The sequence below is a fragment of the Allostreptomyces psammosilenae genome, assembly GCF_013407765.1.
Classification (GTDB): Bacteria; Actinomycetota; Actinomycetes; order Streptomycetales; family Streptomycetaceae; genus Allostreptomyces; species Allostreptomyces psammosilenae.
In genome coordinates this window covers 4,137,635-4,162,059 of sequence record NZ_JACBZD010000001.1, presented here as the reverse complement: position 1 = coordinate 4,162,059, position 24,425 = coordinate 4,137,635, and the positions used below count along the sequence as shown (strand labels likewise).

General features: G+C 75.2%; 20 protein-coding genes and 1 pseudogene. 12 read left to right on the top strand and 9 right to left on the bottom strand.

Annotated features, from left to right (window positions below):
• Positions 1–18: 18 nt before the first annotated feature.
• A complete protein-coding gene (locus tag FHU37_RS17270; RefSeq protein ID WP_179815063.1) occupies positions 19–411 on the bottom strand; it encodes a DUF3817 domain-containing protein in 393 nt (130 codons plus the stop codon).
• A gap of 230 nt (positions 412–641) precedes the next feature.
• Positions 642–1,643, bottom strand: a complete 1,002-nt coding sequence (locus FHU37_RS17265; protein ID WP_179815062.1) for a Gfo/Idh/MocA family protein — start codon at positions 1,641–1,643, stop codon at positions 642–644.
• Between the two features lie 247 nt (positions 1,644–1,890).
• Here FHU37_RS17265 and FHU37_RS17260 point away from each other — a divergent pair, with 247 nt between their 5' ends.
• The 4 genes from FHU37_RS17260 (at position 1,891) to FHU37_RS17245 (ending at position 4,589) form a co-directional block, all read left to right on the top strand.
• On the top strand, positions 1,891–2,529 hold the full coding sequence (locus FHU37_RS17260; protein WP_312892646.1) for an AIM24 family protein: 639 nt from the start codon (positions 1,891–1,893) through the stop codon (positions 2,527–2,529).
• Between the two features lie 2 nt (positions 2,530–2,531).
• On the top strand, positions 2,532–3,182 hold the full coding sequence (locus FHU37_RS17255; protein ID WP_179815061.1) for an AIM24 family protein: 651 nt from the start codon (positions 2,532–2,534) through the stop codon (positions 3,180–3,182).
• A complete protein-coding gene (locus FHU37_RS17250; protein WP_179815060.1) occupies positions 3,179–3,958 on the top strand; it encodes an AIM24 family protein in 780 nt (259 codons plus the stop codon). Before FHU37_RS17255 ends, FHU37_RS17250 begins: the two co-directional genes overlap by 4 nt.
• A 106-nt stretch (positions 3,959–4,064) precedes the next feature.
• Complete coding sequence (locus FHU37_RS17245; protein ID WP_376773961.1) at positions 4,065–4,589, top strand: MarR family winged helix-turn-helix transcriptional regulator; 525 nt, start codon at positions 4,065–4,067, stop codon at positions 4,587–4,589.
• A 92-nt stretch (positions 4,590–4,681) separates the two neighbouring features.
• Here the strand turns inward: FHU37_RS17245 and meaB are convergent, their stop codons facing one another.
• Positions 4,682–5,755 carry a methylmalonyl Co-A mutase-associated GTPase MeaB gene (meaB, locus tag FHU37_RS17240; RefSeq protein WP_179815058.1) on the bottom strand — a complete coding sequence of 358 codons (1,074 nt, stop codon included), beginning with the start codon at positions 5,753–5,755 and terminating at the stop codon, positions 4,682–4,684.
• A 78-nt stretch (positions 5,756–5,833) separates the two neighbouring features.
• A complete protein-coding gene (locus FHU37_RS17235) occupies positions 5,834–7,054 on the bottom strand; it encodes an acetyl-CoA C-acetyltransferase (protein WP_179815057.1) in 1,221 nt (406 codons plus the stop codon).
• Positions 7,055–7,354: 300 nt separating this feature from the next.
• Here FHU37_RS17235 and mce point away from each other — a divergent pair.
• From mce to FHU37_RS17220, 3 genes and pseudogenes are all read left to right on the top strand, one after another.
• Positions 7,355–7,780 (top strand): annotated as a pseudogene (gene mce, locus FHU37_RS17230) (methylmalonyl-CoA epimerase); the annotation flags it as partial.
• Positions 7,781–8,518: 738 nt separating this feature from the next.
• A complete protein-coding gene (locus FHU37_RS29050; protein WP_179815055.1) occupies positions 8,519–12,544 on the top strand; it encodes a polarized growth protein Scy-related protein in 4,026 nt (1,341 codons plus the stop codon).
• A 604-nt stretch (positions 12,545–13,148) separates the two neighbouring features.
• A complete protein-coding gene (locus FHU37_RS17220; protein WP_179815054.1) occupies positions 13,149–14,090 on the top strand; it encodes a coiled-coil domain-containing protein in 942 nt (313 codons plus the stop codon).
• A 275-nt stretch (positions 14,091–14,365) separates the two neighbouring features.
• On the opposite strand, the gene FHU37_RS17215 is transcribed toward FHU37_RS17220, so the two are convergent.
• The 3 genes from FHU37_RS17215 to FHU37_RS17205 all read right to left on the bottom strand — a co-directional run bounded on the left by FHU37_RS17215 (position 14,366) and on the right by FHU37_RS17205 (position 16,065).
• Positions 14,366–15,190, bottom strand: a complete 825-nt coding sequence (locus tag FHU37_RS17215) for an alpha/beta fold hydrolase (RefSeq protein ID WP_179815053.1) — start codon at positions 15,188–15,190, stop codon at positions 14,366–14,368.
• Positions 15,191–15,237: 47 nt separating this feature from the next.
• Positions 15,238–15,549 carry an Rv1322 family protein gene (locus FHU37_RS17210; RefSeq protein ID WP_179815052.1) on the bottom strand — a complete coding sequence of 104 codons (312 nt, stop codon included), beginning with the start codon at positions 15,547–15,549 and terminating at the stop codon, positions 15,238–15,240.
• A 123-nt stretch (positions 15,550–15,672) separates the two neighbouring features.
• Positions 15,673–16,065, bottom strand: a complete 393-nt coding sequence (locus FHU37_RS17205) for an SCO5389 family protein (RefSeq protein WP_179815051.1) — start codon at positions 16,063–16,065, stop codon at positions 15,673–15,675.
• 569 nt (positions 16,066–16,634) lie between these two features.
• Here FHU37_RS17205 and nucS point away from each other — a divergent pair.
• Entirely contained in the window at positions 16,635–17,294 is a 660-nt protein-coding gene (nucS, locus tag FHU37_RS17200; protein WP_179815050.1) for an endonuclease NucS, read from the top strand.
• Positions 17,295–17,589: 295 nt separating this feature from the next.
• On the top strand, positions 17,590–18,228 hold the full coding sequence (locus FHU37_RS17195) for a TetR/AcrR family transcriptional regulator (protein ID WP_179815049.1): 639 nt from the start codon (positions 17,590–17,592) through the stop codon (positions 18,226–18,228).
• A gap of 52 nt (positions 18,229–18,280) precedes the next feature.
• Here FHU37_RS17195 and FHU37_RS17190 read toward each other — a convergent pair whose 3' ends face one another.
• The gene (locus tag FHU37_RS17190) at positions 18,281–18,487 is read right to left on the bottom strand and encodes a hypothetical protein (RefSeq protein WP_179815048.1); all 207 of its coding nucleotides are present in this window, start codon (positions 18,485–18,487) and stop codon (positions 18,281–18,283) included.
• Between the two features lie 174 nt (positions 18,488–18,661).
• Here FHU37_RS17190 and FHU37_RS17185 point away from each other — a divergent pair, with 174 nt between their 5' ends.
• Genes FHU37_RS17185 through FHU37_RS17175 form a run of 3 tightly spaced genes read left to right on the top strand, consistent with a single transcriptional unit; the run spans position 18,662 to position 20,129 of the window.
• Entirely contained in the window at positions 18,662–19,012 is a 351-nt protein-coding gene (locus tag FHU37_RS17185; protein WP_179815047.1) for a hypothetical protein, read from the top strand.
• Positions 19,013–19,036: 24 nt separating this feature from the next.
• Complete coding sequence (locus FHU37_RS17180) at positions 19,037–19,771, top strand: hypothetical protein (protein ID WP_179815046.1); 735 nt, start codon at positions 19,037–19,039, stop codon at positions 19,769–19,771.
• 10 nt (positions 19,772–19,781) lie between these two features.
• Positions 19,782–20,129, top strand: coding sequence for a hypothetical protein (locus tag FHU37_RS17175; protein WP_179815045.1), 348 nt, complete (start codon positions 19,782–19,784; stop codon positions 20,127–20,129).
• A gap of 321 nt (positions 20,130–20,450) precedes the next feature.
• Here the strand turns inward: FHU37_RS17175 and FHU37_RS17170 are convergent, their stop codons facing one another.
• A complete protein-coding gene (locus FHU37_RS17170; RefSeq protein WP_179815044.1) occupies positions 20,451–24,395 on the bottom strand; it encodes a hypothetical protein in 3,945 nt (1,314 codons plus the stop codon).
• Positions 24,396–24,425: the final 30 nt, after the last annotated feature.

The window sequence follows — 24,425 nt, the reverse complement described above, 5'->3', positions numbered from 1 at the left end:
TCCTCGCGTGGCCGGCGGTCAGGCGGCCGGCGCGGCGGCACGCTCCAGCGCCTGCCGCTTCTCCTTGGCCAGCGAGCGCTCGGCGAAGAGGCCGCCGGTCGGCAGCACGGAGAGCACGAACAGCAGCGCGGCCCGGCCGACGGTCCACTTCCGCTTGCTCCAGGCGTCCAGCCAGAACAGCACGTACAGCACGAACAGCGCGCCGTGGATCGGGCCCATCACGGTCACGCCGAGGTCCCACTCGATGGTCCGCCGCAGCACGGAGCAGACCAGCAGCACCAGGAAGGAGATGCCCTCGGGCAGCGACACCCAGCGCAGCCGGTCGAGGGTGCCGAGGGCCCGGGGGCTGTCCGGGCCGCCGGCGTCACCGGTGGCCGGGGTGGCGGGGGTGGTCGACTGCGCGGTGCTCATGGGCTACTCCCGGGGTTGTGCGGTCACGCCGGCTCCGTTCGACAACCGAGTGTGCCGGATCCCGGATCCACCGCCCGCAACCGCCCCCCTTTACCGACTCTTTGCCCAGCTCACACCCCGACCGGCCGGGCGAGGGGATGGCCGGGCGCCGGGGCGGCCGGGCGCCGGCCGGACGCCCCGCCGGCCGGACGCCCCCGGCCGCCCCGGACGCCCCCGGCCGCCCGCCGGCGTCACTCCCCGGGGTAGCGCACGCCGATCCGCTCCCGGACGGCGTCCAGGGTGCGCATCACCGCGAGCGAGCCCTCCAAGGGCACCAGCGGGGACTCCCGCTCACCGGCGCGCAGGCAGCGCATCACCTCGACGGCCTCGTGGGCGTAGCCGTTGCCCGGCCCCTGCGGCACCTCGATCCGCTCCGGCTCCCGGCCGGCGCGGTGCAGCACGAAGCCGTCCGGGTGGAAGAAGCCGTGCGGCAGTTCGATCCGGCCCCCGGTGCCGCTCACGGTGGCCAGCGCCGGCATGTCGGCGTTGATGGAGCAGGCCAGCACCGCCATGGCCCCGTCGGGGTAGCCGAGCAGCATGCCGGTGGTCTCGTCGACGCCCTCCGGCGTCAGCCGGGCCCACGCCTGGACGGAGGTCGGCTCGCCGAGCAGCAGGTGGGCGAAGGAGACGGGGTAGACGCCGAGGTCGAGGAGGGCACCGCCGCCCTGCTGGGGGTCACGCAGCCGGTGGTCGGCGGCGAAGGGGCCGGCGAGGCCGAAGTCGGCCTGGACGGCGCGCACCTCGCCGATGGCCCCGTCGCGGACGAGCTCGATCATCCGCAGCACGGCCGGGTTGCAGTACGTCCACATCGCCTCCATCAGGAACACGCCGCGTTCCCGGGCGAGCTCGACGAGCGAGGCCGCCTCGCCGGTGTTGATGGTGAACGGCTTCTCGCAGAGCACCGCCTTGCCGGCCTCCAGGCAGAGCGCGGTGGCGCGGTGGTGGGCGGAGTGCGGGGTGGCGACGTAGACGACGTCGACCTCCGGGTCGGCCGCGAGCTCCGCCCAGCTGCCGTGGGCGCGCGGGATGCCGAAGCGCTCGGCGAAGGCGCGCGCGGCCTCGGCGCTGCGCGAGCCGACCGCGACCACCTCGGCGTCCGGGAGCGCGGCGAGGTCCGCGGCGAACGCGGCGGCGATGCCGCCGGTGGCCAGGACGCCCCATCGAACCGGCCTGGTGGTGGCGCTGGTGGTCATGCCGCCCGTCCCCTTCGTGGTCACCCGTGTGCCGGGTGTGTCCGGTGTGTCGGGGTAGACGCTACGGTTCCGCCCCCCGTCTCCGGGTGGCCGGATCCGGCCATCCCGGGATCGTGACGACGCCGCCGGGAGTTCCCTACTCGATCGACGCGGTCGGTCGACGCGGTCGTCGACTCGGTCGGTCGACACAGTCACCGGCCGGGGTGGTCCTGGCTGGAATCCTGACGGCCCGAGTAGGTTGGTGCCCGTGGCTCAGTTTCGGCTCAACGACCCCCGCGTGCTCTCCGTCGACCTCGCCGGAGACTCCGTCCGCGCGCGCAACGGGGCCATGGTGGCCTACGAGGGGCAGATCAGCTTCAAGCGGCTGTCCGGCGGCGGGGACGGCCTGCGCGGCATGGTGGCCCGTCAGCTGACCGGCGAGTCGGTCACCATGATGGAGGTCAAGGGGAGCGGCACCTGCCACCTGGCGGACGAGGCGCGGCACGTCAACCTGGTCCGGTTGTCCGGCGAGAAGCTGTTCGTCGAGGCCAGCAACCTGCTGGCGGTGGACGGCGCGCTGCGCACCGGCACCACGTTCACCGGGCTGCGCGGCGCCACCCAGGGCAACGGCCTGTTCACCACCACGGTGGAGGGCACGGGGCAGGCGGCGATCCTGAGCGACGGGGCGGCGATCGTGCTGCGGGTCTCCGCGCAGTTCCCGCTCCAGGTCGATCCGGGCGCCTACGTGGCGCACACCGGCAACCTCCGCCAGGACTTCGTCACCGGGGTGAGCTGGCGCACCTTCGTCGGGGAGAGCTCCGGGGAGTCCTTCCAGATCCGCTTCACCGGTGAGGGCCTGGTGTACGTCCAGCCCTCCGAGCGCAACACGATCGGGGGGCAGCTGTAGCCATGCCGTTCATCCGGATCAACTCCAAGATGGTCGAGGCGAAGGTCGCGCCCGGCCAGCGGCTGTTCAGCCAGCGCGGTTCGATGCTGGCCTACCGGGGCGACGTCCGCTTCACCCCGAACATGAGCGGGGGCCACGGCGGGCTGATGTCGATGATCGGCCGTCGGGTGGCCGGCGAGGCCGCCCCGCTGATGACGGTCGAGGGCAACGGCACGGTGATGTTCGGCCACGGCGGCCACCACGTGCACGTGGTGGACCTCACCGGGGAGACCCTCTACGTGGAGGCCGACCGCCTGCTGGCCTTCGACGGATCGCTGAGCCAGGGGACAATGTTCATGGGCAGCCAGGGCGGGGTGATGGGCATGGTGCGCGGCCAGGCCACCGGGCAGGGCCTGTTCACCACCACGCTGGCCGGGCACGGCTCGGTGGCGGTGATGGCGCACGGCGGCGTCTTCGAGCTGCCGATCACGCCGGACCGCCCGGTCCACGTCGATCCGCAGGCGTACGTGGCGCACCGCGGCGAGGTGCGCAACAAGCTCTCCACGGCGCTGGGCTGGCGGGACATGGTCGGCCGCGGTTCGGGGGAGGCCTTCCAGCTGGAGCTGTCCGGACACGGCGCGGTGTACGTGCAGGCGAGTGAGGAGAAGCTGTGACGACCGAGCCGAAGGTCTGGGACCCGTACGCCCTGCCGGCGAACGACAACGTCAACTCCTACACCTTCTGCGTGGAGCTGAACGGGCAGTGGTTCCTGCAGAAGGGCAAGATGATCGCCTACTACGGGCAGATCGACTTCCAGAACCTGGGGGCCGGGCCGCTGGACGCGCTGGTCGCCGCCAACTTCCACTCCCCGCTGCACGCCGGTGACTGGATCGTGGCGCAGGGCAACGGCAAGATGCTGCTGGCCGACCGGGCGTTCGACGTCAACTCGTTCGACCTGGACGACGGCAACCTGACCATCCGTTCCGGCAACCTGCTGGCCTTCCAGCCGGGCCTGTCGCTGAAGCAGTCGATCATCCCGGGGTTCGTGACGCTGATCGGCACCGGCCGGTTCGTGGCGGCGTCCAACGGCCCGGTCCACTTCGTGGAGCCCCCCGTCCGGGTGGATCCGCAGGCGCTGCTGGGCTGGGCGGACTGCCCCTCGCCGTGCCACCACTACGACCATGCCTACCTGCGCGGCGTGATGGGCGGCCTGCGGCAGCTCACCGGCATGGGGGGCAGCTCCGGCGAGGAGCACCAGTTCGAGTTCGTCGGCGCGGGTACGGTGCTGATGCAGTCGTCGGAGAAGCTCATGGAGGAGCGACCGACGGGGGCCGTGCCGCACGAGGCGGGCGTCCCGCAGGGCGGTCCGCTCGGCGGGATGCTCGGGGGCCTCGGCGGCGCGGGCGGGGCGCAGGGGCTGGGCGGCATCGCCCGACGCTTCGGGCTGTGACGTCCGGGGGCGTCGGGCTCGGTGTCGGGTGCGGGGCCGTGCCGAGGGGCGCGTGCCGACACCCCAAATAAGTCCAACGTTCAACTAAATGGGTAGAATGACGACCATGAACGCGCCGGATACCGACACCCCCCACCCCGCCACGCCCGACGACCCCATCGCCAGCGGCCGGATCGACTGGCTCAGCGACAGCGAGCAGCGCCTGTGGCGCGGCTGGCTCCAGGCCACCCGGCTGCTCAACACCCTGGTCGAACGGGACCTGAACCCCTTCGACCTGACCATGTACGACTACGAGATCCTGGTCAACCTCTCCGAGGCGCCCGAGCGGCGGATGCGGATGACCGACCTGGCCATGGCCTCCGTGCAGTCCAAGAGCCGGCTCTCCCACCAGATCACCCGGATGGAGAAGGCCGGGCTGGTGCGGCGGGAGTCCTGCGACCAGGACCGCCGCGGGCTGTACGCCGTGCTCACCGAGCACGGCTGGGACACCATCAGGGCCGTCGCCCCGCACCACGTGGCCAGCGTGCGCCAGCACTTCATCGACCTGCTCGACGACGAGCGCCGCGCCGCGCTCGCCTCCGCCCTGGAGCCCGTGCTGCGGCACCTGGAGGAGTCCCGCGACCGACCGTGACCGCCGGCCGGAGACTGCGGGACGGCAGCAGCCCGCGGAAGCCGGCAGCAGCAGCCCGGAGACGGCGGACCGCCGGGACCCGGCCGGCGCCCTCACACCGCGGCCAGCAGTTCCTCCGCGGCGGTGTACGGCCCGCTCACGCCGGCCAGCACCCGCTCCGCCAGCTCCTCCAGCCGCCGGCCGCCGCGCAGCTCACCGATCCGGCCGTGCAGCTCCGCGGTGGCGATCGCCACGATCTCCCGGGCCGCCCGCTCCCGGCGCCGCCGCTCCAGCACCCCGGCGCGCCCCATCCAGCCCCGGTGCCGCTCTATGGCGTCCACCAGGTCCGCCAGGCCCTCGTCGCGCGCCGCCACCGTCCGCACGATCGGCGGCACCCACGGCGGCGGGGGCGGCGTGCCGTCGGCCGCCGGAGCGGCCGGCTCTCCCCGACGCGGCGCGGAGCCGCCCAGCCCGATCATGTGCTTCAGCTCCCGGACGGTGGCGTCCGCGCCCTCCCGGTCGGCCTTGTTCACCACGAACACGTCACCGACCTCCAGGATGCCGGCCTTCGCCGCCTGGATGCCGTCCCCCATGCCCGGGGCCAGCAGCACCACGGTGGTGTCCGCCTGCGCGGCGACCTCCACCTCCGACTGGCCGACCCCGACCGTCTCCACCAGCACGACCTCGCACCCCGCCGCGCCCAGGACGCGCAGCGCCTGCGGGGCCGCCCAGGACAGCCCGCCCAGGTGGCCGCGGGTCGCCATGGAGCGGATGTACACCTCCGGATCGGTGGCGTGCTCCTGCATGCGGACCCGGTCCCCGAGCAGCGCGCCGCCGGAGAACGGCGAGGACGGGTCGACGGCCAGCACCCCCACCCGCAGCCCGCGCCGCCGGTAGGCGGCCACCAGCGCCGAGGTGGTGGTGGACTTGCCGACCCCCGGCGCGCCGGTCAGTCCGACCACGTAGGCCCGGCCCGGCGCGGCGGCCAGCGCCTCGGTGGCCTCGCGCACCTGCGGGGAGGCCGACTCCACCAGGGAGATCAGCCGGGCCACCGCGCGCGGCCGGCCCGCCCGCGCCTGCTCCACGAGCGCCGGCACGTCGTACGTCCGCCCGCCGGCGCCGGCGGGCGGCGTGGAGGGCCGCAGGGACGGGGGCACGGAGCCCCCGCGGCGCTCGTCGATGTGCATGGCCCTCCCGTTTGCCGACCGCTGCTGACCGACCGTTGGTCGTCCAGGACCATTTGTAGCCGAAACCGGCCCGCCCGGTCAGGCGGCCGGCACGCGAATAATCAGGGCGTCGCCCTGCCCGCCGCCCCCGCACAGCGCCGCCGCGCCCACCCCACCGCCCCGGCGCCGCAGCTCGTACGCCAGGTGCAGCAGGATGCGGGCCCCGGACGCGCCGATCGGGTGGCCGATGGCGATGGCCCCGCCGTTCACGTTCACCCGCTCCTCGGTCAGTCCCAGCTCCCGCATCGACTGCACCGCGACCGCGGCGAACGCCTCGTTGATCTCCACCAGGTCCAGGTCCGCCACCCCGAGCCCGGCCCGCTCCAGCGCCCGGCGGATCGCGTTCGCGGGCTGCGACTGCAGCGAGTTGTCCGGCCCGGCCACGCTGCCGGCCGCCACGATCTCCGCCATCCACGGCAGCCCGAGCCGCTCGGCCCGCTCCCGGCTCATCACCACCAGCGCCGCCGCGCCGTCGGAGATCTGCGAGGCCGAGCCGGCCGTGATCGTGCCCTCGGCCCCGTCCGCCGCCCCCGCCGGGAAGGCCGGGCGCAGCTTGGCCAGCGACTCCGCCGTGGTCTCCGGCCGGATGCCCTCGTCCTCGGTGACCAGCACCGGCTCGCCGCGGCGCTGCGGCACCGGGACCGGCACGATCTCCTCCGCCAGCAGGCCGTCCTTGCGGGCCCGCGCCGCGCGCTGGTGGGAGAGCGCCGCGAAGGCGTCCTGCTCGGGCCGCCCCAGGCCCAGCCGGGTGTTGTGGCGCTCGGTGGACTCGCCCATCGCCACGTGCTCGAACGCGTCGGTCAGCCCGTCCAGCGCCATGTGGTCCAGCACCTCGATGGCCCCGTACTTGTGCCCGGCGCGCGAGCCCGGCAGCAGGTGCGGGGCGTTGGTCATGGACTCCTGCCCGCCGGCCACCACCGTCTCGTACTCCCCGGCCCGGATCAGCTGGTCGGCCAGGGCCACGGCGTTGAGCCCGGACAGGCAGACCTTGTTCACGTTGACCGCGGGCACCCCCATCGGGATGCCGGCCGCCACCGCGGCCTGCCGCGCCGGCAGCTGACCGGCGCCGGCCTGGAGCACCTGACCGAGGATCACGTACTCCACGTCCTCGGGGGTCACCCCCGCCCGCTCCAGGGCGGCGCGCACCGCGACGGCGCCGAGCTGGGCGCCGCTGAAGTCCTTCAGCGAGCCGAGCAGCCGCCCGACGGGCGTGCGGGCGCCCGCGACGATGACGGAGGAGCGGGCAGCGGGAGAGCTCATGGCGGTTGCCTTCCAGTGAGGGTCGGAGGACGGCGGTACCGGAACGGGGGGTGTCCCTATTAACTCCTACCCCCCGGTCGGTGGGGAGGGAAGACCCGCTTCCACGCTGCGGAAAACCCGTTCCCACGGTGACCGGGGCGCTGCGCGGGGTGAGCGCCCCTCTCGAAATCCGCCGCCCGCTCGGGAAGGATGACGGGCAGCGGGAAGCCGGGGAACGCGGTCCGCGCGGCCGGGGCACGGTCCGCGCGGCCCCGGGAGCGCGGCTCCCGCGGACCACCGTTCGTCACGAGAGGGAGCGCCATGCTGTCCAGGATCGACCACATCGGGATCGCCTGCCGCGACCTGGACGCGTCGGTGGAGTTCTACCGCTCCGCCTACGGCTTCGAGCCGGTCCACCGCGAGGTGAACGAGGAGCAGGGCGTGGAGGAGGTCATGCTCCGGGTGTGCGGCACCGACGACGGCGGTGCGTCCTGGATCCAGTTGCTCCACCCCACCCGGCCGGACTCCCCGGTCGCCAAGTGGATGGAGCGGCACGGCGAGGGCGTGCACCATGTGGCCTTCGGCACGTCGGACGTCGCCGCCGACGCGGAGGCGATCCGCGGCCGGGGGGTGCGGGTGCTCTACGACGAGCCCCGGCGCGGCTCCATGGGCTCGCGGATCACCTTCCTGCACCCGAAGGACTGCGGCGGCGTCCTCACCGAACTCGTCACCTCCGCCGCCCACGGCGCGCACGCCGCCCCTCCCGCGGGCACCGACCCGGACGCGGACGCGTCGGGGCAGGTCGCGGCGCCGGGGCAGGTCGCGGCGCCGGGGCGGGCCTGGGCGCCGGGGGCGGCGGACGCCCCCGAGCAGGGCTGACCCGGCCGGGCGGGACGTCCCGGCGCGGCGTGCCCGTGCGAATGCGAACCGACCGGCTCGAACACGGAACCAGCCACCCCCGCCGCGCCGTCGCCCTCACCGTGAGCACCACAGCGACACGCCAGATTCCGGCCGCTCGCACGCCGTTTCGGCTCGGCCCCGCGGTACCGCGGCGGGGTAGACTGCGTGGCCGCGCGGCCACCCACGCCACACCGGCCGCACAGCCCGAGCCGGCGCCGCGCGAAACTCCAGGTGGCGGCGGAGCGGGCGGCGGCGGTGGACGGTCCACCGTCCCGGCGGCGCCGCTTCGGGACGGAGCCTCCCGCACGGCGGGCGGGCGGAACGGCCCTGGTTTGCCGCCGTCCCGCCGGGGTCTGACACCATTCTTCCGGGTGACACCTCCAGCGCCGTCCGGGTGAGACTGTCCGGCCGGGCGCCGCGGGACGGTGTCCACCCGCTTGGGTGGAGGAAGGCGTCGACGGTACCGGCCCTCCTGCCCTCGGGAGGACAGGGAGGAAGGGCACAGGACGCAAGAGCAAGGGCCAGCCGCGACGAGCAGGACGGTGCTGGTCGAGGAACCGACCAGGGGATGGATGGGACCGCGCAGTGCGGGGCAACGACCGCTACGAGGGTGAGGACCACCTCACCGAACTCGAAGCCGAGATGAAGCGGCTCCGAGAGGCGAGGGATGCGGCCATCACCCACGCCGAGGACCTCGGCTACCAGGTAGAGGTCCTGCGCGCCAAGCTGCACGAGGCCCGCCGGCAGCTGGCCCAGCCGCGCTTCGACTCGATCCAGGCGCAGGCCGAGCAGCTGATGCGCCAGGCCGAGGAGCAGGCGCAGCACATCCGGGCCGTCGCCGAGCGGGAGCTGCAGACCACCCGCGCCCACGCCGACCGGCTGCTGCGCGAGGCGTCCGACCGCGCCGCCCGCCTGGAGTCCGACTGGCAGGCGGAGCTGGCCGGCCGGCGCCGGCAGCTGGAGGAGGAGCTGGTCGAGCGGCGCCGCGCCGCCGAGCAGCAGATCGGCGAGCGGGTCGCCTGGGCCGAGCAGCTGCGCACGCACACCGAGGCCGAGGCGCAGACGGTGATCGCGGGCGCCCGCGGCGAGGCCGCCCAGCTGATGGCGCAGGCCCAGGCGCAGGCGCAGCAGTTGGCCGAGGAGGCCCGGCTGCGGGCCGCCGCCGAGCTCGAGGCCGCGCGGGCGGAGAACGACACGCTGCTGGCGCAGGCCCGTGCCCAGGCGGAGCGGCTGCTGACCGCGGCGGAGAAGCAGGCCCGGCAGGCGGCGCTGCAGTCCGAGCAGGAGGCGGAGCAGCTGCGGCTGGCCGCGCAGGCGCAGGCCGAGCAGGTGCGGGCGGAGGCGCTGGCCGCGGCCGAGCAGGCGCGCGCGGACGCCGCCGAGCAGCAGCGCCGTGCCGAGGAGTTCCGTCGTGAGGCCGAGGAGGTGCGCGAGCAGGCCCGGCAGGCCGCGGAGCGCGCCGAGGCCGAGGGGCGGGCCGTGGCGGAGACGCTGCGCGCGGAGGCGGAGGCGCTGCGGGCCGAGGCCGAGCGGGTGCGGGCGGAGGCCGAGGCCAGCGGGGAGCAGCGGATCGCCACGGCCAAGGCCGAGGTGGCGCGCATGGTGGAGCGGGCCACCAAGGAGGTGGACCGGCTCAAGGCGGAGGGGGAGCGGGAGCGCGCCGAGGCCGAGGCGGAGGCCCGTCGGCTCCGGGAGGAGGCCGACGAGGAGGCCCGCCTGGCGCGTGAGGAGGCGGCGCGGGCGCTGCGCGAGGAGGGGGAGCGGGCCGCGGCGGAGGCGCTGGCCGAGGCGACCGGTCGGGCGGCGGAGCTGCTGGCCGAGGCGGAGGCGGAGTCGGAGCGGGCGCGGCTGCGTGCCGCCGAGGAGACCGAGCGCGCCACGGCGGAGGCGCTGGCCGAGGCGGAGCGGGAGCGTGAGCGGGCCCGGGAGGAGGCCGAGCGCGTCCGGGTCGAGGCGGAGGAGGCGCTGCGGGCCGCCCAGGAGGAGGCCGAGCGGCTGCGGGAGCAGGGGCGCGCGGAGGCCGAGCGGGCCGCCGTGGAGGTCCACGAGGAGGCGGAGGCCGCCCGCGAGCAGGCGCGTCGGCTGCGGGAGCAGGCCGAGCAGGACCGCGCCGGGGCCGCGGAGGCGGCGGACCGGCTGCGTTCCGAGGCGGACGATCTGCTGCGGGACGCCGGCGCGGAGGCGGAGCGGCTGCGGGAGCAGGCGCGCGAGACGGCCGCCCGCGAGGTGGAGTCGGCGACCCTGCGTTCGGAGGAGCTGCTGGCGGCGGCCCGCCAGGAGGCGGAGGAGCTGCGCGCCCGGGCGGAGACCGAGGCGGCCGGGGTGCGCCAGGAGGCGGACGCGACGGCCGAACGGACCACCGCCGAGGCGCGGGAGCGGGCCGAGAAGCTGTTCGCGGACGCCCAGGACGAGCTGGAGCGGCTGCGCGCCGAGGCCGCCGAGGAGCGGCGGAGCGCCGAGACGCTGCACGCCGAGGCGGAGCGGGAGCTGGAGCAGGCGCGGGCCGCCGCGGCCCAGGAGCGCCAGGCCGGTCAGGCGGACGCGGAGCGGCTGCGGGCCGAGGCGGAGGCGCTGGAGGTGGCCGCCCGCACCCGTCTGGAGGAGGCGAACGCCGAGGCCGAGCGGCTGGTCGGGGAGGCCGAGGAGCGGGCGCGGGAGATCCGCGCCGAGGTGGAGACGGCGCGCGAGCGGGCGCAGGCGGACATCGAGCAGGCCCGTGAGGTGGCCGAGCGCGAGGTCCGGCTGCTGCGCGAGGAGGCGGAGGCCGAGGCCGGGGCGACCCGTGCGGAGGCGGTCCGGCTGCGGCAGGAGGCCGAGGCGGCCGCGGCGGAGCTGCGGCAGGACGCCGAGAGCACGGTGGAGCAGCTGCTGGAGTCGGCGCAGCGTTCGGCCGAGGGCATGCGGGCGCAGGCCGAGCGGATGGCGGACGAGCTGCGCGGCGAGGCGGAGCGGGTCCGCGAGGACGCCGACCAGGCCGCCGAGCAGCTGGTGGCGCGGGCCCGTGGCGAGGCCGAGCAGTTGGCGGCGCTGGCGAACGCGGAGGCGGAGCGGGTCGCCGGGATGGCCGCGGAGGACGCGGAGCGGACCCGGGCGGAGGCGCTGGCCGACGCGGAGGCGATGCGCGCGGACGCGGAGCACGTGCTGGCGCAGGCCAGGGCGGCGGCGGAGCGGGAGCGCGCGGAGGCGTCGGCCGCGGCGGAGGAGCTGCGGGTGCTGGCCGAGGACACCCTCGCGCGGGCGCGGGCGGAGGCCGAGGAGCTGCGCGAGCGGACGCTGGCGGAGGCCGAGCGGGTGGAGTCGCAGGCGCGGGCGGCGGCGCAGGAGCTGCGGGCCGAGGCGTCGGCGCAGGCGGACGCGCTGCTCCAGGAGACCCGCACGGCGGCGATGAGCACCGCGGCGGCGGCCGAGGAGCGGGCGGACGCGCTGGTGGCGGCCGCGCGCAAGGAGGCCGACCGGCTGGTGGCGGAGGCCGCGGAGCGGTCCGCGGCGATGGTGGAGCAGGCGCGGCACGGCGCGGACGAGATGCTGGTGGAGGCGCGGCGGGACGCCGCGTCGATCCGGGAGCGGGCCGAGGAGCTGCGCGAGCGCGCCGAGCAGGAGGTCGAGCGGCTGCACGAGCGTGCCCGCCGGGAGGCGGCGGAGGCGCTGCGCTCGGCCGGCGAGCGGGTCGACAAGCTGATCACGGCGACCGAGGAGCAGCTGGCGGAGTCCAAGGAGAAGGCGGCGCGGACGCTGGCGGAGGCCGAGGAGCAGGCCGCGCAGCTGACCGAGCAGGCGTCCTCGGAGGCCAGCCGGGTGCGGGTGGCGGCGGTCCGCAAGGCGGAGACGCTGCTGAAGGAGGCCGAGCAGCGCAAGGCGGAGGCCGAGGAGGAGCTGCGCCGGATCCAGGAGCAGGAGGCGGAGCGGACCGAGGAGGCGCTGCGCGAGGTCGAGCGGATCCTGGAGGAGGCCCGGGCGGACGCGCGGGCCACCCGGGAGGAGGCCGAGCGGCACGCCGACCGGATGCGGGAGAAGGCGGAGGAGAACGCCGACCGCATCCTCCAGGAGGCGCGGGCGGAGTCCGACCGGCAGTTGGAGGAGGCCCGGCGGGAGCTGGAGGAGCTGGCCCGGCGGCGTCGGGACATCAACGCCGAGATCTCCCGGGTGCAGGACGTGCTGGAGGCGATGGGGTCCTTCGGGCTGGCCGGGGCGTCCCGGGGGAAGGCGCCGGAGGGCAGGTCGGACGGGAGTGCGGACGCCGGCGGCGAGGCCGGGGCGGAGTCCGCGGGCGGTGGCCGGGCGGACGGCAAGGCGGCCGGGCGTGGCGCGTCGTCCGCGAAGGACGCCCCGGAAGCCTCCGAGGCCCCGGGGGCGTCCCAGGGCCCGGGCGGCCGGTCCGGTGGCCGGGACGGTCGTGACACCCGGGACGATCGGGACGGCCGTGGCGGCAGGGACGGTGGCCGGGAGGGCGGCTCGTCCGGCCGCGGCGGTCGGGACGGAGCGCGTTCCGGCCGGGAGAGCGGTACCGAGCGTCGGCCGATCCCGCCGAAGCCCAGCAGGCCGCCGGGGCCTCCGGCGGCGGCCGCCGCGGGCCGTCCGGGCAAGCGGGGTGACGGCAGGCCACCCGAATGAGCGGACCTGACTCGCCGACGTCGGCAATCGGGTGATACGGGGCCGGAAACGTGCCACGATGGCGAGAAGGCCCGGAGGCGAGAAATCGACCTCGGTGTCGGGCCGCGTCGCCGCCGGCCGGTCGACGCGGCCGGCACGGCTGGGCGTGGCCGGCCGGCCCGATCCCGCCGGACGCCGCGCGGTTGGCACTCGGTCAGAGGTTTGTCACCCGTAGCGCGCGTGGCGTGACACGGCACTAGGATCGGGGGGGTCCGGCACCCCCCATGGCACAGCGGGGTGCGGCGCGTGGCCGGGGAGGGTCACGCGGTCACCTCGCCGGGCCTCCTCCCGGGGCGTCGTGGAGCTTGGACGGGGCCCGACGGTGGCGTCCGGTCGGCTCGGCAGCACCTCGGGGCGAACGCCAGGCGAGGCGGCGGTCCGGAGTGTCGGGCACACCTGGAACGACGTCCAGCCGGCCCGCGCGGCCTGTCCGCCGGGGCGGCAGTGAGCCAGCAGCGTGCCGTCCGTACCGTCCGAGCCGGGACGGGACTGACGGATCGACATCCCCCATTCCCCTCCCGTTCCCTCCCGGCGGGCGGGGGCCAGGTCACACGACAGGAAATCCATGAGCGACACATCCTCACTGCACGGCTTCGACATCGTGCGTCGCGGATACGAACGGGCCCAGGTGGACGAGCGCATCGCCAAGCTCGTCAGCGACCGCGACAGCGCGCTCAGCCGGATCACCGCGCTGGAGAAGCGCATCGAGGAACTGCACCTCGAAAGCCAGACGATGCAGGCGCAGGCGGCCGAGGCGGAGCCTTCCTACGCCGGGCTCGGCGCCCGGGTGGAGAAGATCCTGCGACTGGCCGAGGAGGAGGCCCGGGAGCTGCGCGACGAGGCCCGCCGCGCCGCCGACCAGCACCGGGAGCTCGCCGAGGCCGCCGCCCAGCAGGTGCGCAACGACGCCGAGAAGTACGCGGCGGAGCGCAAGGCGAAGGCCGAGGAGGAGGGCGCCCGGATCATCGACAAGGCGACCTCCGAGGCGGCGCAGCTGCGTTCCGACGCGGCGAAGGACGCGGCGAACAAGCGGGAGGAGGCCGACGCGCTCTTCGAGGAGACGCGGGCCAAGGCCGCGCAGGCCGCCGCGGACTTCGAGACCAACCTGGCCAAGCGGCGCGACCAGTCCGAGCGGGACCTGGCCGCGCGTCAGGCCAAGGCGGAGAAGCGGCTGGCGGAGATCGAGCACCGCGCGGAGCAGCTGCGGCTGGAGGCCGAGAAGCTGCGCACGGACGCCGAGCGCCGGGCCCGGCAGACGGTCGAGACGGCCCAGCGGCAGGCCGAGGACATCGTGGCCGACGCCAACGCCAAGGCGGACCGGGTGCGTTCCGAGGCGGAGCGGGAGCTGGCGGCGCTCACCAACCGGCGCGACAGCATCAACGCCCAGCTGACCAACGTCCGGGAGATGCTGGCCACGCTGACCGGCGCGGCGGTGGCCGCGGCCAGCGAGCCGCAGGACGAGCCGCTGACCCGCACCGTCCCGGCGCAGGCGCAGCAGCGCGGCTGACGCCGCGAGGGCTGGGGCCGCGAGGGCTGGAACCGCGAGGGCTGGGGTCGCGTCGGTCGCGGCGAGGGCCGTGGCGGCGACCGGTCCGGATCGGCAGCCGCGGGCCCGCGCTGGTTCCCCCGTGACCAGCACCGTGGGCCCGCCGCCGGCGGCTCGCCGCCCATGACGGGCCCGTTCCCCCCATCCGCGCTCTCGGGTGGGGAGAACGGGCCCGTCGCCCGTTTCCGGCCTCGCCGCCGCGCCCCGGAGGGCCTGGGGCCGCCGTCGTCGGGGCGTCAGTCCTCGCCGAGGGCCGCCACGAAGCGCACGACGTGTCCGGCGAAGGCCCGGGGATCCTCCACCGCGGCGAGGTGTCCGGCCTGCGGCACGGTCTCCAGCAGCGCGTTCGGCAGCGCCTCGGCCAGCTCCCCGGCGTGCTCCGGGGGCGTGATGGTGTCCTCCTCCCCCACCAGGACCAGCGCGGGCACCTCCACCCGTGCGAGCCCCGGGCCGCTGTCGGGGCGCGCCGCCATGGCCCGCTGCGCCCAGGCGGCGCCCCGCGCGGGCGTCTCGCGCACCATCGCCTCGATCTCGGCGAGGGTGTCCGGCCGCTGGCGCCGGGTGGTCTCGCCGACCAGGTTCGGCACGTTCTCCAGCAGCACCCGGGTGGTGCCCTCCCGCTCCAGGGTCTCCGCGATGCGCAGCCGGTTCGCGCGGGCCTCCTCGGTGTCGGCCGCCGCCTTGGTGTCGGCCAGGACGAGTCCGCTCAGCCGCTCCGGGTGGCGCCGGGCGAAGGCGAGGGCGACGTAGCCGCCCATGGACACCCCGCCGACGACGGCCCGGTCCAGCCCGGCCGCGTCCAGCAGCGCGGCGACGTCGTCGGCGCAGACGTCGAGGTCGGGGGCGTCCGGGCCCAGCGGCGTGCGGCCGGCGCCGCGCAGGTCGGGGGTGATGAGCCGGCAGGAGTCGCTGATCAGACCGTCGTGGTGGGCCGCCCACATCCGGGAGGAGAGCGGGAAGGCGTGCAGCAGCACGACGGGGTGGCCGACGCCGCTCTCCCGGACGAAGAGGGTGTCGGCGCCGGCCGTCGACGCGGGGAAGGGGTGGGGCGATTCCGTCATGGCCGCACGGTAACCGGCGCGCGCGGCCGGCGCTGGCCGGCGGGCGGCTAGTAGCGCGGCGCGTTGCGGGCCCGCAGGGTGTCCGGGCGGCGCCGGTCCCTGGCGTTCCAGCAGGCGCGGTGCCAGTGCCGGCGGTCGTCGACGTCGCCGTGCTGCGGCCAGGCCACCACGTGGCCCACGCCGGGCGGGATCTCCTGCTCGCACCCCGGGCAGCGGTAGTGCTTCGCGGCGGAGGTGCCGGCCACCGAGCGCACGACCCACTCGCCGCCGGCGTACGGCTCGGTGCGCTCGTTGCCGAAACCGCTCTCCGAGTACGTGGGCGGCTGTGGGCGGTTGGGGCGGTTGCGTCGCGGGCTCACCCGTACAGGTTAGGGCCTGCCCCGGGCCCGTTCCGGCGCTGACCGGGATTTGTCAAGGCGTTTTGTGTCGCGCGCCGGCGGTGCGGGCCGTGCGGCCGGGTGGGGACCGCACGGCCCCGCGGCTCAGCAGTCGCGCAGCACCGGCGACTGGTTCAGCAGCTGCGCCCGCACGGAGGTGAAACGTTCCCGCACGGCCTCCCCGGCCCCGTCCGTGGGGAACACCGCGACCCGGTGGCAGTTCTGGAAGGCCAGGCGCACCTCGAAGTGCCGCTCCAGCGCGCCGCGGATCGCGTCGGAGGCCATCGCCCGCAGCAGTTGTCCGCGTTCACGCTCGCTGGGCGGCGGGGTGGTGTTGTCGGCGAACGGGCCGCCGTCGGCCCGCAGCCGCGCCACCAGCGAGCTGATCATCTCCCAGGCGTAGGGCAGGGAGGTCCGGACGCAGTCGACGAACTCCGCGTCGTCCACTGGCCCCTGCTCGGCCTTGGCCAGGAGTTGTGGTGAGACGTCGAGCGACATGGTTCTCCTCTCGCGGCCCGACCGGCTGGCCGGGCACGGTTCCGGATGGTTCCCAGGTCGTGCCGTGGTGCTGTGGTGCTGTGGTAGTTGCGGTGCTGTGGTGCTTGCGGTGCGGGTGCCGGCGGTGCGGGTGGTGCTGGGCGCGCCACTGGTGCGCGCGCGGCTGGTGCTGCCGGGACGCGTGGGTCCCGACGGGCCGGAGTGGGTCGCGGACACGCGAATGACGCGAGCATGACGTGATCCAGCGGGGACTGGTGCGCGTCCCGTGACCTCCGGCCCGTGACACACCGTAAGTCATCTCGCACATAGCGCGCTAGAAGGGATCCGTTTTTCGCCAACTCCGAAACGCCGAGGGCGACGGCACCGAGGACATCCCCGCAGGCCGGCACGGTGTGTCCGGCCCGCGCGCGGTACGCCGGGACGCGCCCCCCGGCGCATCCGTGACTCCCGGAGCGCACCCCGGCGCATACTCCGGGTCACCACCCGCGCCCTCCGGTCACCGGTCGCCCGCCGCACGCGCCCACCGGCGAGTTCGCCCCACGTCCACCGGCCGGGCTAGGGTGCCTGGCGTGCGTCTCGTCATTGCCCGTTGCTCCGTGGACTACGCCGGCCGGCTCACCGCCCACCTGCCGTCGGCGCTCCGCCTCATCCTGATCAAGGCCGACGGCTCGGTGTCCATCCACGCCGACGACCGCGCCTACAAGCCGCTGAACTGGATGTCCCCGCCCTGCACGCTGAGGGAGGAGGACGGGCTGTGGACGGTGGTGAACAAGGGCGGCGAGAAGCTGCTGATCACCATCGAGGAGGTCGTCCACGACTCCAGCCACGAACTCGGCGTCGACCCGGGCCTGGTCAAGGACGGCGTCGAGGCGCACCTGCAGGAGCTCCTGGCCGACCGCATAGAGACGCTCGGCGCGGGCTGGACGCTGGTCCGCCGCGAGTACCCCACGGCCATCGGCCCGGTGGACATCCTGTGCCGGGACGCCGACGGCGGCACCGTCGCGGTGGAGATCAAGCGCCGCGGCGAGATCGACGGCGTCGAGCAGCTCACCCGCTACCTGGAACTGCTCAACCGGGACCCGCTGCTGGCCCCGGTGAAGGGCGTCTTCGCGGCCCAGGAGATCAAGCCGCAGGCCCGGGTGCTGGCCACCGACCGCGGCATCGGCTGCGTCGTGCTGGACTACGACGCCCTGCGCGGCATCGAGGACGACAAGCTCCGGCTGTTCTGACCTCCCGCCGCGCTCCTCCGCCGCGCCGCGCCCCGGTCCGCCCGTGCGGCCCGTTGCGGCCCGCTGCGCCCGTGCCGGGGTCACGCCCGGATCGGCGCGGGCGGAGCGGTTTCCCGTCCGCCCGCGCCCGTCCCGGGTATCCTTGTTCGAAAGTCAACAAGCGTTGGTATTCGCGTGGCCGGAAACCCGTCCACGCCGCCGGCCGCGTCCGCCGTCCGCCTCCCGGGCCGCGGTCCGCACGCCGTCACGCCGTCACGCCGTCACGCCGACGCGTCGTCACCGAGGGAGTAGCGCCATGCCCGCCAAGCCGCGCACCGGGCGAACGCCGGGCTCCCCCGACAACCGGCAGGCCATCCTGGACGCCGCCGGGGCCCAGTTCGCCGAGCTCGGCTACGACCGCGCCACGATCCGCGGCATCGCCCGCGCCGCCGGGGTGGATCCGGCGCTCGTCTACCACTACTTCGGCTCCAAGCACCGGCTGTTCGCCGACACCATGGAACTGCCGGTCTCCCCCGCCGACATCCTGCCCGACGTGCTCGCCGGGGACCGGGAGACCGTCGCCTGGCGGCTGCTGACCGCCGTCCTCGGGGTGTGGGAGGAGGCACTGCCCGGCCAGAGCCGGGTGGCCGCCGTGCTGCGCTCCTCCGTCACCCACGAGCAGTCCGCGGCGATGCTGCGGGAGTTCCTCACCTCCCAGGTGTTGGGCAGGCTGACCCGCGCGCTCGGCGACGACCGGCCCGAACTGCGCGCCTCGCTGGCCGCCTCCCAGATGGTGGGGCTGGCCATGTCCCGCTACGTGCTCAAGATCGAGCCCCTGGCCTCGGCCGCCCCCGAGGAGCTGGTCCCCCTCTACGCCCCGGTGGTGCAGCACTACCTGACCGGCCCGCTCGGCGAACTGCCCTCCCGCGCCCGCCACACCGAACCGGTCTCCTGAACACCCCGCTCCGTCGCGCACCGGTCAGCGCAGTCGCCCGACCACCGGGCTCCTACCCAACCTCGCTCATGAGGGCGAACCACGCCACGAAGGCCCCGAGCGCGAGCCAGCTGAGGGCGTTGCTCCGCCTGCGGTAGCCGATGACGCCGAGCACCGCGACGAACCCGGACCACAGCAGGTTGGCCACGGTGACCCAGCCCACTCCGGCGGGGAGCCAGAACGTCAGCACGAACAACACGAGGCTGACTGCTGGATACACACAGGTCACCCCGAGGATGACCCGTCGGATGCCCGCGTCCCGCCGGTGCCGGATCCGTCGCACCCGCTCATCGTCTCCGAGCGGCCCGAGCGGCAAGGGCCCCTCGTCACCACTCCCGTTATGACCAATCACGTACAGTAGGCTAGCATCTGACGTACAGTCAGTGACCTCGCGGTGCTGGAAGCAGGAAAAGAGACCACGGGGGTTGGTTTGACGTTTGAAGTGGACGAACGCGCCTTGACTGGCTTCGCGGAGCTTCTCGCACGGGCGAAGAGTGACGTGGACGAGGCACTGCGGTACACCCACGCGAACACGAGCATCCCGGATTCATCTCAAGGGCTTTTCACGCGTCTGTTCTCGTTGCACGACAGCCTGGCTGCCACGGTCGACTCCACTCTGCGACGCCTGTCCACCGTTGTCAGCGAGTCCAGCTCCGAGATGGCACGGTGCGCGGAATTCTACCGTGGTACCGACCTGGGAGAGGCCGCACGCATGGACGCGACGTATCCGGCATCCAGGCGCTGATCCTACGAGAACGGTCTAGCATACGTGAACTTCACAGACACTTCGGAACCAACCAGCAACCTGACCGCTCCTCAAGCTCCCGGCCAGTTCTCCTCCCCGCTCACCATGCTGAACCAGGCCAGCGACCTCATCAGCCCCACCTACTGGGTGATGGAGATCTGCAACATGGCGCTGGGATTCAATCCCATGAACGAGGCGAAGGAGTGGTTCGCCGGCGACTGGGAAGCCTATATGAAGTGCGGTGACGCCTGGGGCAAACTGGCGGCCTGCTGTGACGGAATCGCTGCGAACATATCTGCCGGAAACCAGTCCCTGGACGGGGCGTGGCACGGAAACGCCGCGGACTCCGCCTACGTGTACTTCGACGAACTCGCCCGGAACATCCGCGAGATCAAGTCCTCACTAGAGGACATGAAGGGCCAGTACGAGTCCGCGGCCCACGGCATCTGGATGACGGGGGAGTTGGTCGGAGCCATCATCGGCCGCATCGGAGACCAGGCGGCAACAGCCGCAATCGCGGCCGCCGCCGGCTCGCTCATGTCCTGGACCGGAGCCGGCGCCATGGCGGGTTACGGTGTCGCCGCCATGCAGATTCTGGAAATCATCAACCTCTGGGGGGAGGCGACGAAGCAGATCAACAACGCCCAGATGATCGTCAATGGGGTGTACGGACAGTTGGAGAACATCGGCATGGAGGTCGCCGCCCAATTGGAGGGATTCCCCTTGCCAGCGGACTCCTACGACAGTCCGGTCGTCTGAGGGTGGTGGATTGAGCGAAAACATGAAGCATGTCGGGGATTCGGACTTTCTCGACATCGCCAAAGACGAGGTCAGTGCCCGGGTCTTGCGAAAGCAACTGCAGGAGATCGCTCGACACGACCCAAACGGGCTGCTCGGCGAGATGGCGCGCGATGTACTCGGTGGTCGAGTGAGTCTTCGAGAAGCCATGCGCAACTCGGTCTACACCGAAGAACTGGGCCGCCACACAGAGCGGTTCCGCCGCTTCTGGCAGGAAGCGGCGCCGGAAGAACGTGAGCAAGCACAACGCCAAGCCGCGGAGTTCTTCGAGCAACAGCGCAGGGATATCGAAGAGGAGCGAAAGCAGGGCCGTTCGTGATGAGCGATTGGGACAGACGACTCAACCCCTGGCGCTACGACGAGGACGGGAACCTGACTGAGGCGGAACGACGCAAGGTCGAACGCCGACTCCAAAGTCAGACATCGACCGCCCCTAGTGCAGCCACACGGGAACCAGTGTCTCCTCTACCGGCTAAGACGCACCGTCCGCCCGGCTTTCCCCTTTTGCGGCCGCTGCGTCAGGAACCCTAGTGGGCCCGGGGCCCGGGAGGATGGTGGTCCTCCCGGGCCCGCTGACTGCCTCGGTATCGCTCTTCCCGCCGGGCGCGCCCCCTCTTCCTGGGGATGAGGGGCGTCTGGCCTAGGAGGGGGAGACGTCCGGGGTGTTGGAGGGGTCGGTGGTGCGGGCGCCGGCGGCCGTGGTGCTGGTGCCGGAGGATGTGGTGTCGCCCGTGCTGGACTCCCCGCCGGCGTCGCCGGAGCTGTCGCCGCCGGTCGCTCCGTCGGTCGTGCCGTCGGTGTCCCCGCCGGCACCGCCGTCGCCGGTGCCTCCGCTGGCGTCGCCGGAGCTGTCGCCGCCGGCATCGCCGCCGTCGCTGTCGCCGTCCGAGGGCGGCGAGGAGCTCGGGCTGCTGCTCGGGCTGCCGGGACCGTCGGAGCCGCCGGTGGTGGAGTCGTCGCCGCCGCTGTCGCCGCCGGTGGTCGAACCTCCGGAGGTGGAGCCGCTGCCGCCGCTGGACGAACCGCTGCCGGTGTCGTCGCCGCCGCTCGGGGAGCCGCTGGTCTGCGGGTCCTCGCTGCCGCCGGCCGACTCGGACGGGTCGCCGTCGCTCTCGTCCTCCTCCTCGCTCCCCGGCGTGGTCTCCTCCGCCTCGTCCGTGGCCTCCTGGGAGGGGTCCAGGGGCGCGGCGGAGGACTCCAGGGAGCCGACCGAGGGGGACGGGGAGGCGTCCGGGCGGTCGCTGGCGTCGTCCTCCCCCTCGCGGGTCGGGGTGTCGCGGTCGTCCTCCTCGGCGGAGGAGCTGGCGGCCGGCACCACGTTCAGCGGGGTGAGGTCCTCGTCGTCGCCGAAGCCGGCGCCGAGGCCGACGATCGTGCCGAGCACGGCGACGAAGACGGCCGCCGCGGCGGAGAGCACCAGGGTGCGCCGCGGGTCGCGGCGCGGGCGGCCGTGGCGGGGCGAGGCGGCCGGGACGGCGGGCAGTTCGGCGGTGCCGCCGGCCGACGCTCCGGCCGACCGCGCCGCACCCCCGACGCCGCCCCCGACACCCCCGCCGACGCCCACACCGGCGGCCGGCGGCACGGTGGCCGTCGCCTTGACCGGCGCGGCCATGCCGGCGGCGGGTGTCGCCGCGGCCTTCCGGCCGCCACCGCGCCGCGCGCCCGGGGCGCCAGGGCCACCGGGTCCGCCGGCGCCAGGACCGCCAGGACCGCCCGGACCGCCGTTCGGCGAGACGGTGGGCAGCATCGCGGTCGCCGCCATCTCGCCGGACGCGCCCGGCCCACCAGCCCCACCGGGGCCGGAACCAGCGCCGGAACCAGCGCCCGAAGCGGCACCGGCGACACCGCCGGCCCCCACCGTCCCGGCCACACGACCGGCGCCGCCGCGGGCCCGTGGCGCCGAACCGGCGGCACGGCCTTCCCCGGCCGCCGGGCCGTCGGCCCCGCCGAGCGCCTCGGCGCGCGCCTCGGCCAGCGCCAGGACCCGCTCGTCCAGCCCGGCGCCGCGCCGGTCGCCCGCCGCCACCCGCAGGGCGGCCGCGGCGGCCAGGTCGGCGCGGGCCAGTTCCGGTTCGTTCCGGCAGAGCGCGAGCACCGCCAGCTCGTGCCGGAAGTACGCCTCGTCGCCGGGCGCGTCCGACTCCGACCGCCCGCAGGCGACCAGGCCGAGCCGCAGCACCTCCTCCCACTCGGTGAAGCGGAAGGCCAGCGCGAAGGCTGGCGCGGCGGTGCGGGCCAGGGTGCGGGCCGCCTCGTAGCGCTCCAGGGCCACGGCGGCGCGCACCGCAGCGAGCACGGCCGGCGCCTGCTCGGCGACGTCCTCGGCCCGCACCGCGTGGTGGCCGCACCACCAGATGAAGTGGGTGACGGCGGCCTCGGCGATGGACGCCGGTCCGCGCTCGGCCTCCAGCACGGCCGCGGCGCCCGGCACCAGGCGCATCCGCCCGGCCACCTCGACGAGGACGCCGGCCCGGGCCAGCTCGGAGACGGCGTACTCGCCGCCCGTGGAGTCGGTCAGCGCCGCCAGGTGCTCCAGGCGCGGGCACTCGCCGCCCAGCGCCAGGCAGAGCCGGAGCACCGCCCGGGCGTCGGCGGAGAGCTGGCGGGCCAGCAGCGCCGGGGCGCCGGCGGTCTGGGCGACGCTGGGCAGCGGCTGGCCGATGCCGTCGTCGTCCTCGTCGTCGAACGCGAACTCGTCGTCGAGGCTGGACGCGAGGCCCTGGGCGACGGCCCAGCTGCCGCCGGCGCGGCGGCGCAGCAGTTCGGCGGCCTGGGTGAAGCGGCGCGGGACGCCCTCCGCCTCGAACCAGACCCCGGAGACCCATTCCTGTTCCTCGGCGGTCAGCCGGCGGCCGAGGAGTTCCTCCAGCAGGCCGGAGGCGGCCTGCTGGCTCAGGCCAGGGAGTTCGACGGTGGTGAAGCCGGCGCCCTCGGGGGGTTCCGCGCCGGGCTGCGCGGCGACCGCGAAGACGCAGCGGGGGGCGCGCCGGAGCAGTTCGGCGGCCTCACGCCCCAGTCGGGGCAGGTCGTCGATGATGACGACGGCGTCCAGCTCGCCCAGCCAGCGGTCCAGGGCCGGACGGTCCGGTCGGAACTCGGCGCCGGTGGTGCTGGTCAGGGCGTGCAGGCGGTGCAGGATCTCCTCGACGCCCATCTCGCCGCCGTCGATCCAGGCGACGCCGTCCGGGGCGATGTCGGAGCAGCGGCGGGCCAGGGTGCGCAGGAACGCGCTGCGGCCGGAGCCGTGGCCGCCGGACAGCCAGACGGAGCCGCCGGCGGCGAGCCGTTCGGTGGCCTGGTCGAGCAGTTCGCGCCGCTCGGTGAGCAGGCCGGTGGAGCCGAGGGGTTCCTCGGCGTGCGCGACGGGGGCGGGCCGGCGCTCGGGGGTGGGTATCTCCTCGGGCGCGCAGACGGCGACGTCGGTGCCCTCGGGGAGGCCGATGGTGAGCAGCAGGTCGCCGACGACGCGCTGTTCGGAGCCGGCGGCGCCGGAGCGGCGGCGTCCTCGGCGGGGCTTGGGGCCGGTGCCGCCCGTGCCGTGGCCGGCGCCGGCGCGGGCGTCCCGGCCGGCGGGGGCGCGGTCGTCGGCGGGGTCGAGGGGGTCGACGGTCTCGATGACGCTGGTGACCTCGGCGTCGTCCTCGGAGTCGGCCCCGTCGACGCCGTCGAGGTCGTCGGGGTCGTCCGCGTCGAACGCGTCGTCGGGGTCGAAGGCGCCGGTGGGGGCGCCGTCCCCGCCGGAGGTCCGGTAGGCGAGCAGGTCCGCGGCGCCCGAGCCGGGGCGCGCGGTCTGCTCCAGGGCCCGGTCGGCGATGGTCTCCGTCACGTCGTCGGTCTCGCCGGCGGCGGGCAGGCCGGCGCCGGGCAGGTCTGCGGCGGAGGCGCTGGGAGCAGGAGCGGGCGTGCCCGTGCCAGAGGCGCCCAGGCCGGGGGTGCCGACGCCGGGGGCGCCCGCCCGGGGCACGCCCGGGCCGGACGTGCTCACGCCAGGCGCGCCGGCGCCGGTCGAGCCGGCGCCGGGCGTGCCCGTGCCTCCCTTGCGGGGCCGGATGGGCAGGCCGCTGCCGGTGCTGGCGCCACGGCCGCCGGTCGCCTGCGGCGGGAGCGGCGGTTCGGCGTCGAAGTCGGAGGGCGTGGCGATGGTCGGCCAGCCGCCGTTCGCGCCGCCACTGTTCCCGCCGCCGTTCCCGCCGGTGGGTCGCTCCCCCGCCGGGCCCCGGCCGGGTGCGCCGCGCTGGGGAAGTCCCGGGCGGGCGGAACCCGGGCGGGCGGCACCGGGGCGGGCGCCGGCCGGCCCGGGTGGGCCGTCGAGTTCGTCGGGGTGGCCGATCATCGGCGCGCCGCCCCCGAGAGCGGGGCCGAGCGGGGCCGGTTCGGGCGTCGCCGGACCGGGGCGCGGCCCGGGCAGCGCCGCGGCCGGCGTGCCGCCGCCGAGCGCGGGGCGCTCACGGCGGCGTGGCAGGGCGGGGCGGGCCGGTCGTTCCGGCCGTTCCGAGTTGCCCTTGTTGAGGTCGGCGTCGGTGCCGAACGGCGAAAACTCCCCGCCGCTGCCCTGCTCGTCGCTTCCCAGGTGTCGCGAGTCCATCCGGTGCCCCTGTGCCCTGTGCGGCGCGCC

Coding starts and splice junctions, on each gene's coding strand:
- FHU37_RS17245 (WP_376773961.1), top strand. CDS start 4,065: ATGAACGCGCCGGATACCGACACCCCCCACCCCGCCACGCCCGACGAC.
- FHU37_RS17195 (WP_179815049.1), top strand. CDS start 17,590: ATGCCCGCCAAGCCGCGCACCGGGCGAACGCCGGGCTCCCCCGACAAC.
- FHU37_RS17220 (WP_179815054.1), top strand. CDS start 13,149: ATGAGCGACACATCCTCACTGCACGGCTTCGACATCGTGCGTCGCGGA.
- FHU37_RS17265 (WP_179815062.1), bottom strand. CDS start 1,643: ATGACCACCAGCGCCACCACCAGGCCGGTTCGATGGGGCGTCCTGGCC.
- meaB (WP_179815058.1), bottom strand. CDS start 5,755: ATGCACATCGACGAGCGCCGCGGGGGCTCCGTGCCCCCGTCCCTGCGG.
- FHU37_RS17255 (WP_179815061.1), top strand. CDS start 2,532: ATGCCGTTCATCCGGATCAACTCCAAGATGGTCGAGGCGAAGGTCGCG.
- FHU37_RS17270 (WP_179815063.1), bottom strand. CDS start 411: ATGAGCACCGCGCAGTCGACCACCCCCGCCACCCCGGCCACCGGTGAC.
- FHU37_RS17235 (WP_179815057.1), bottom strand. CDS start 7,054: ATGAGCTCTCCCGCTGCCCGCTCCTCCGTCATCGTCGCGGGCGCCCGC.
- FHU37_RS17205 (WP_179815051.1), bottom strand. CDS start 16,065: ATGTCGCTCGACGTCTCACCACAACTCCTGGCCAAGGCCGAGCAGGGG.
- FHU37_RS17215 (WP_179815053.1), bottom strand. CDS start 15,190: ATGACGGAATCGCCCCACCCCTTCCCCGCGTCGACGGCCGGCGCCGAC.
- FHU37_RS17170 (WP_179815044.1), bottom strand. CDS start 24,395: ATGGACTCGCGACACCTGGGAAGCGACGAGCAGGGCAGCGGCGGGGAG.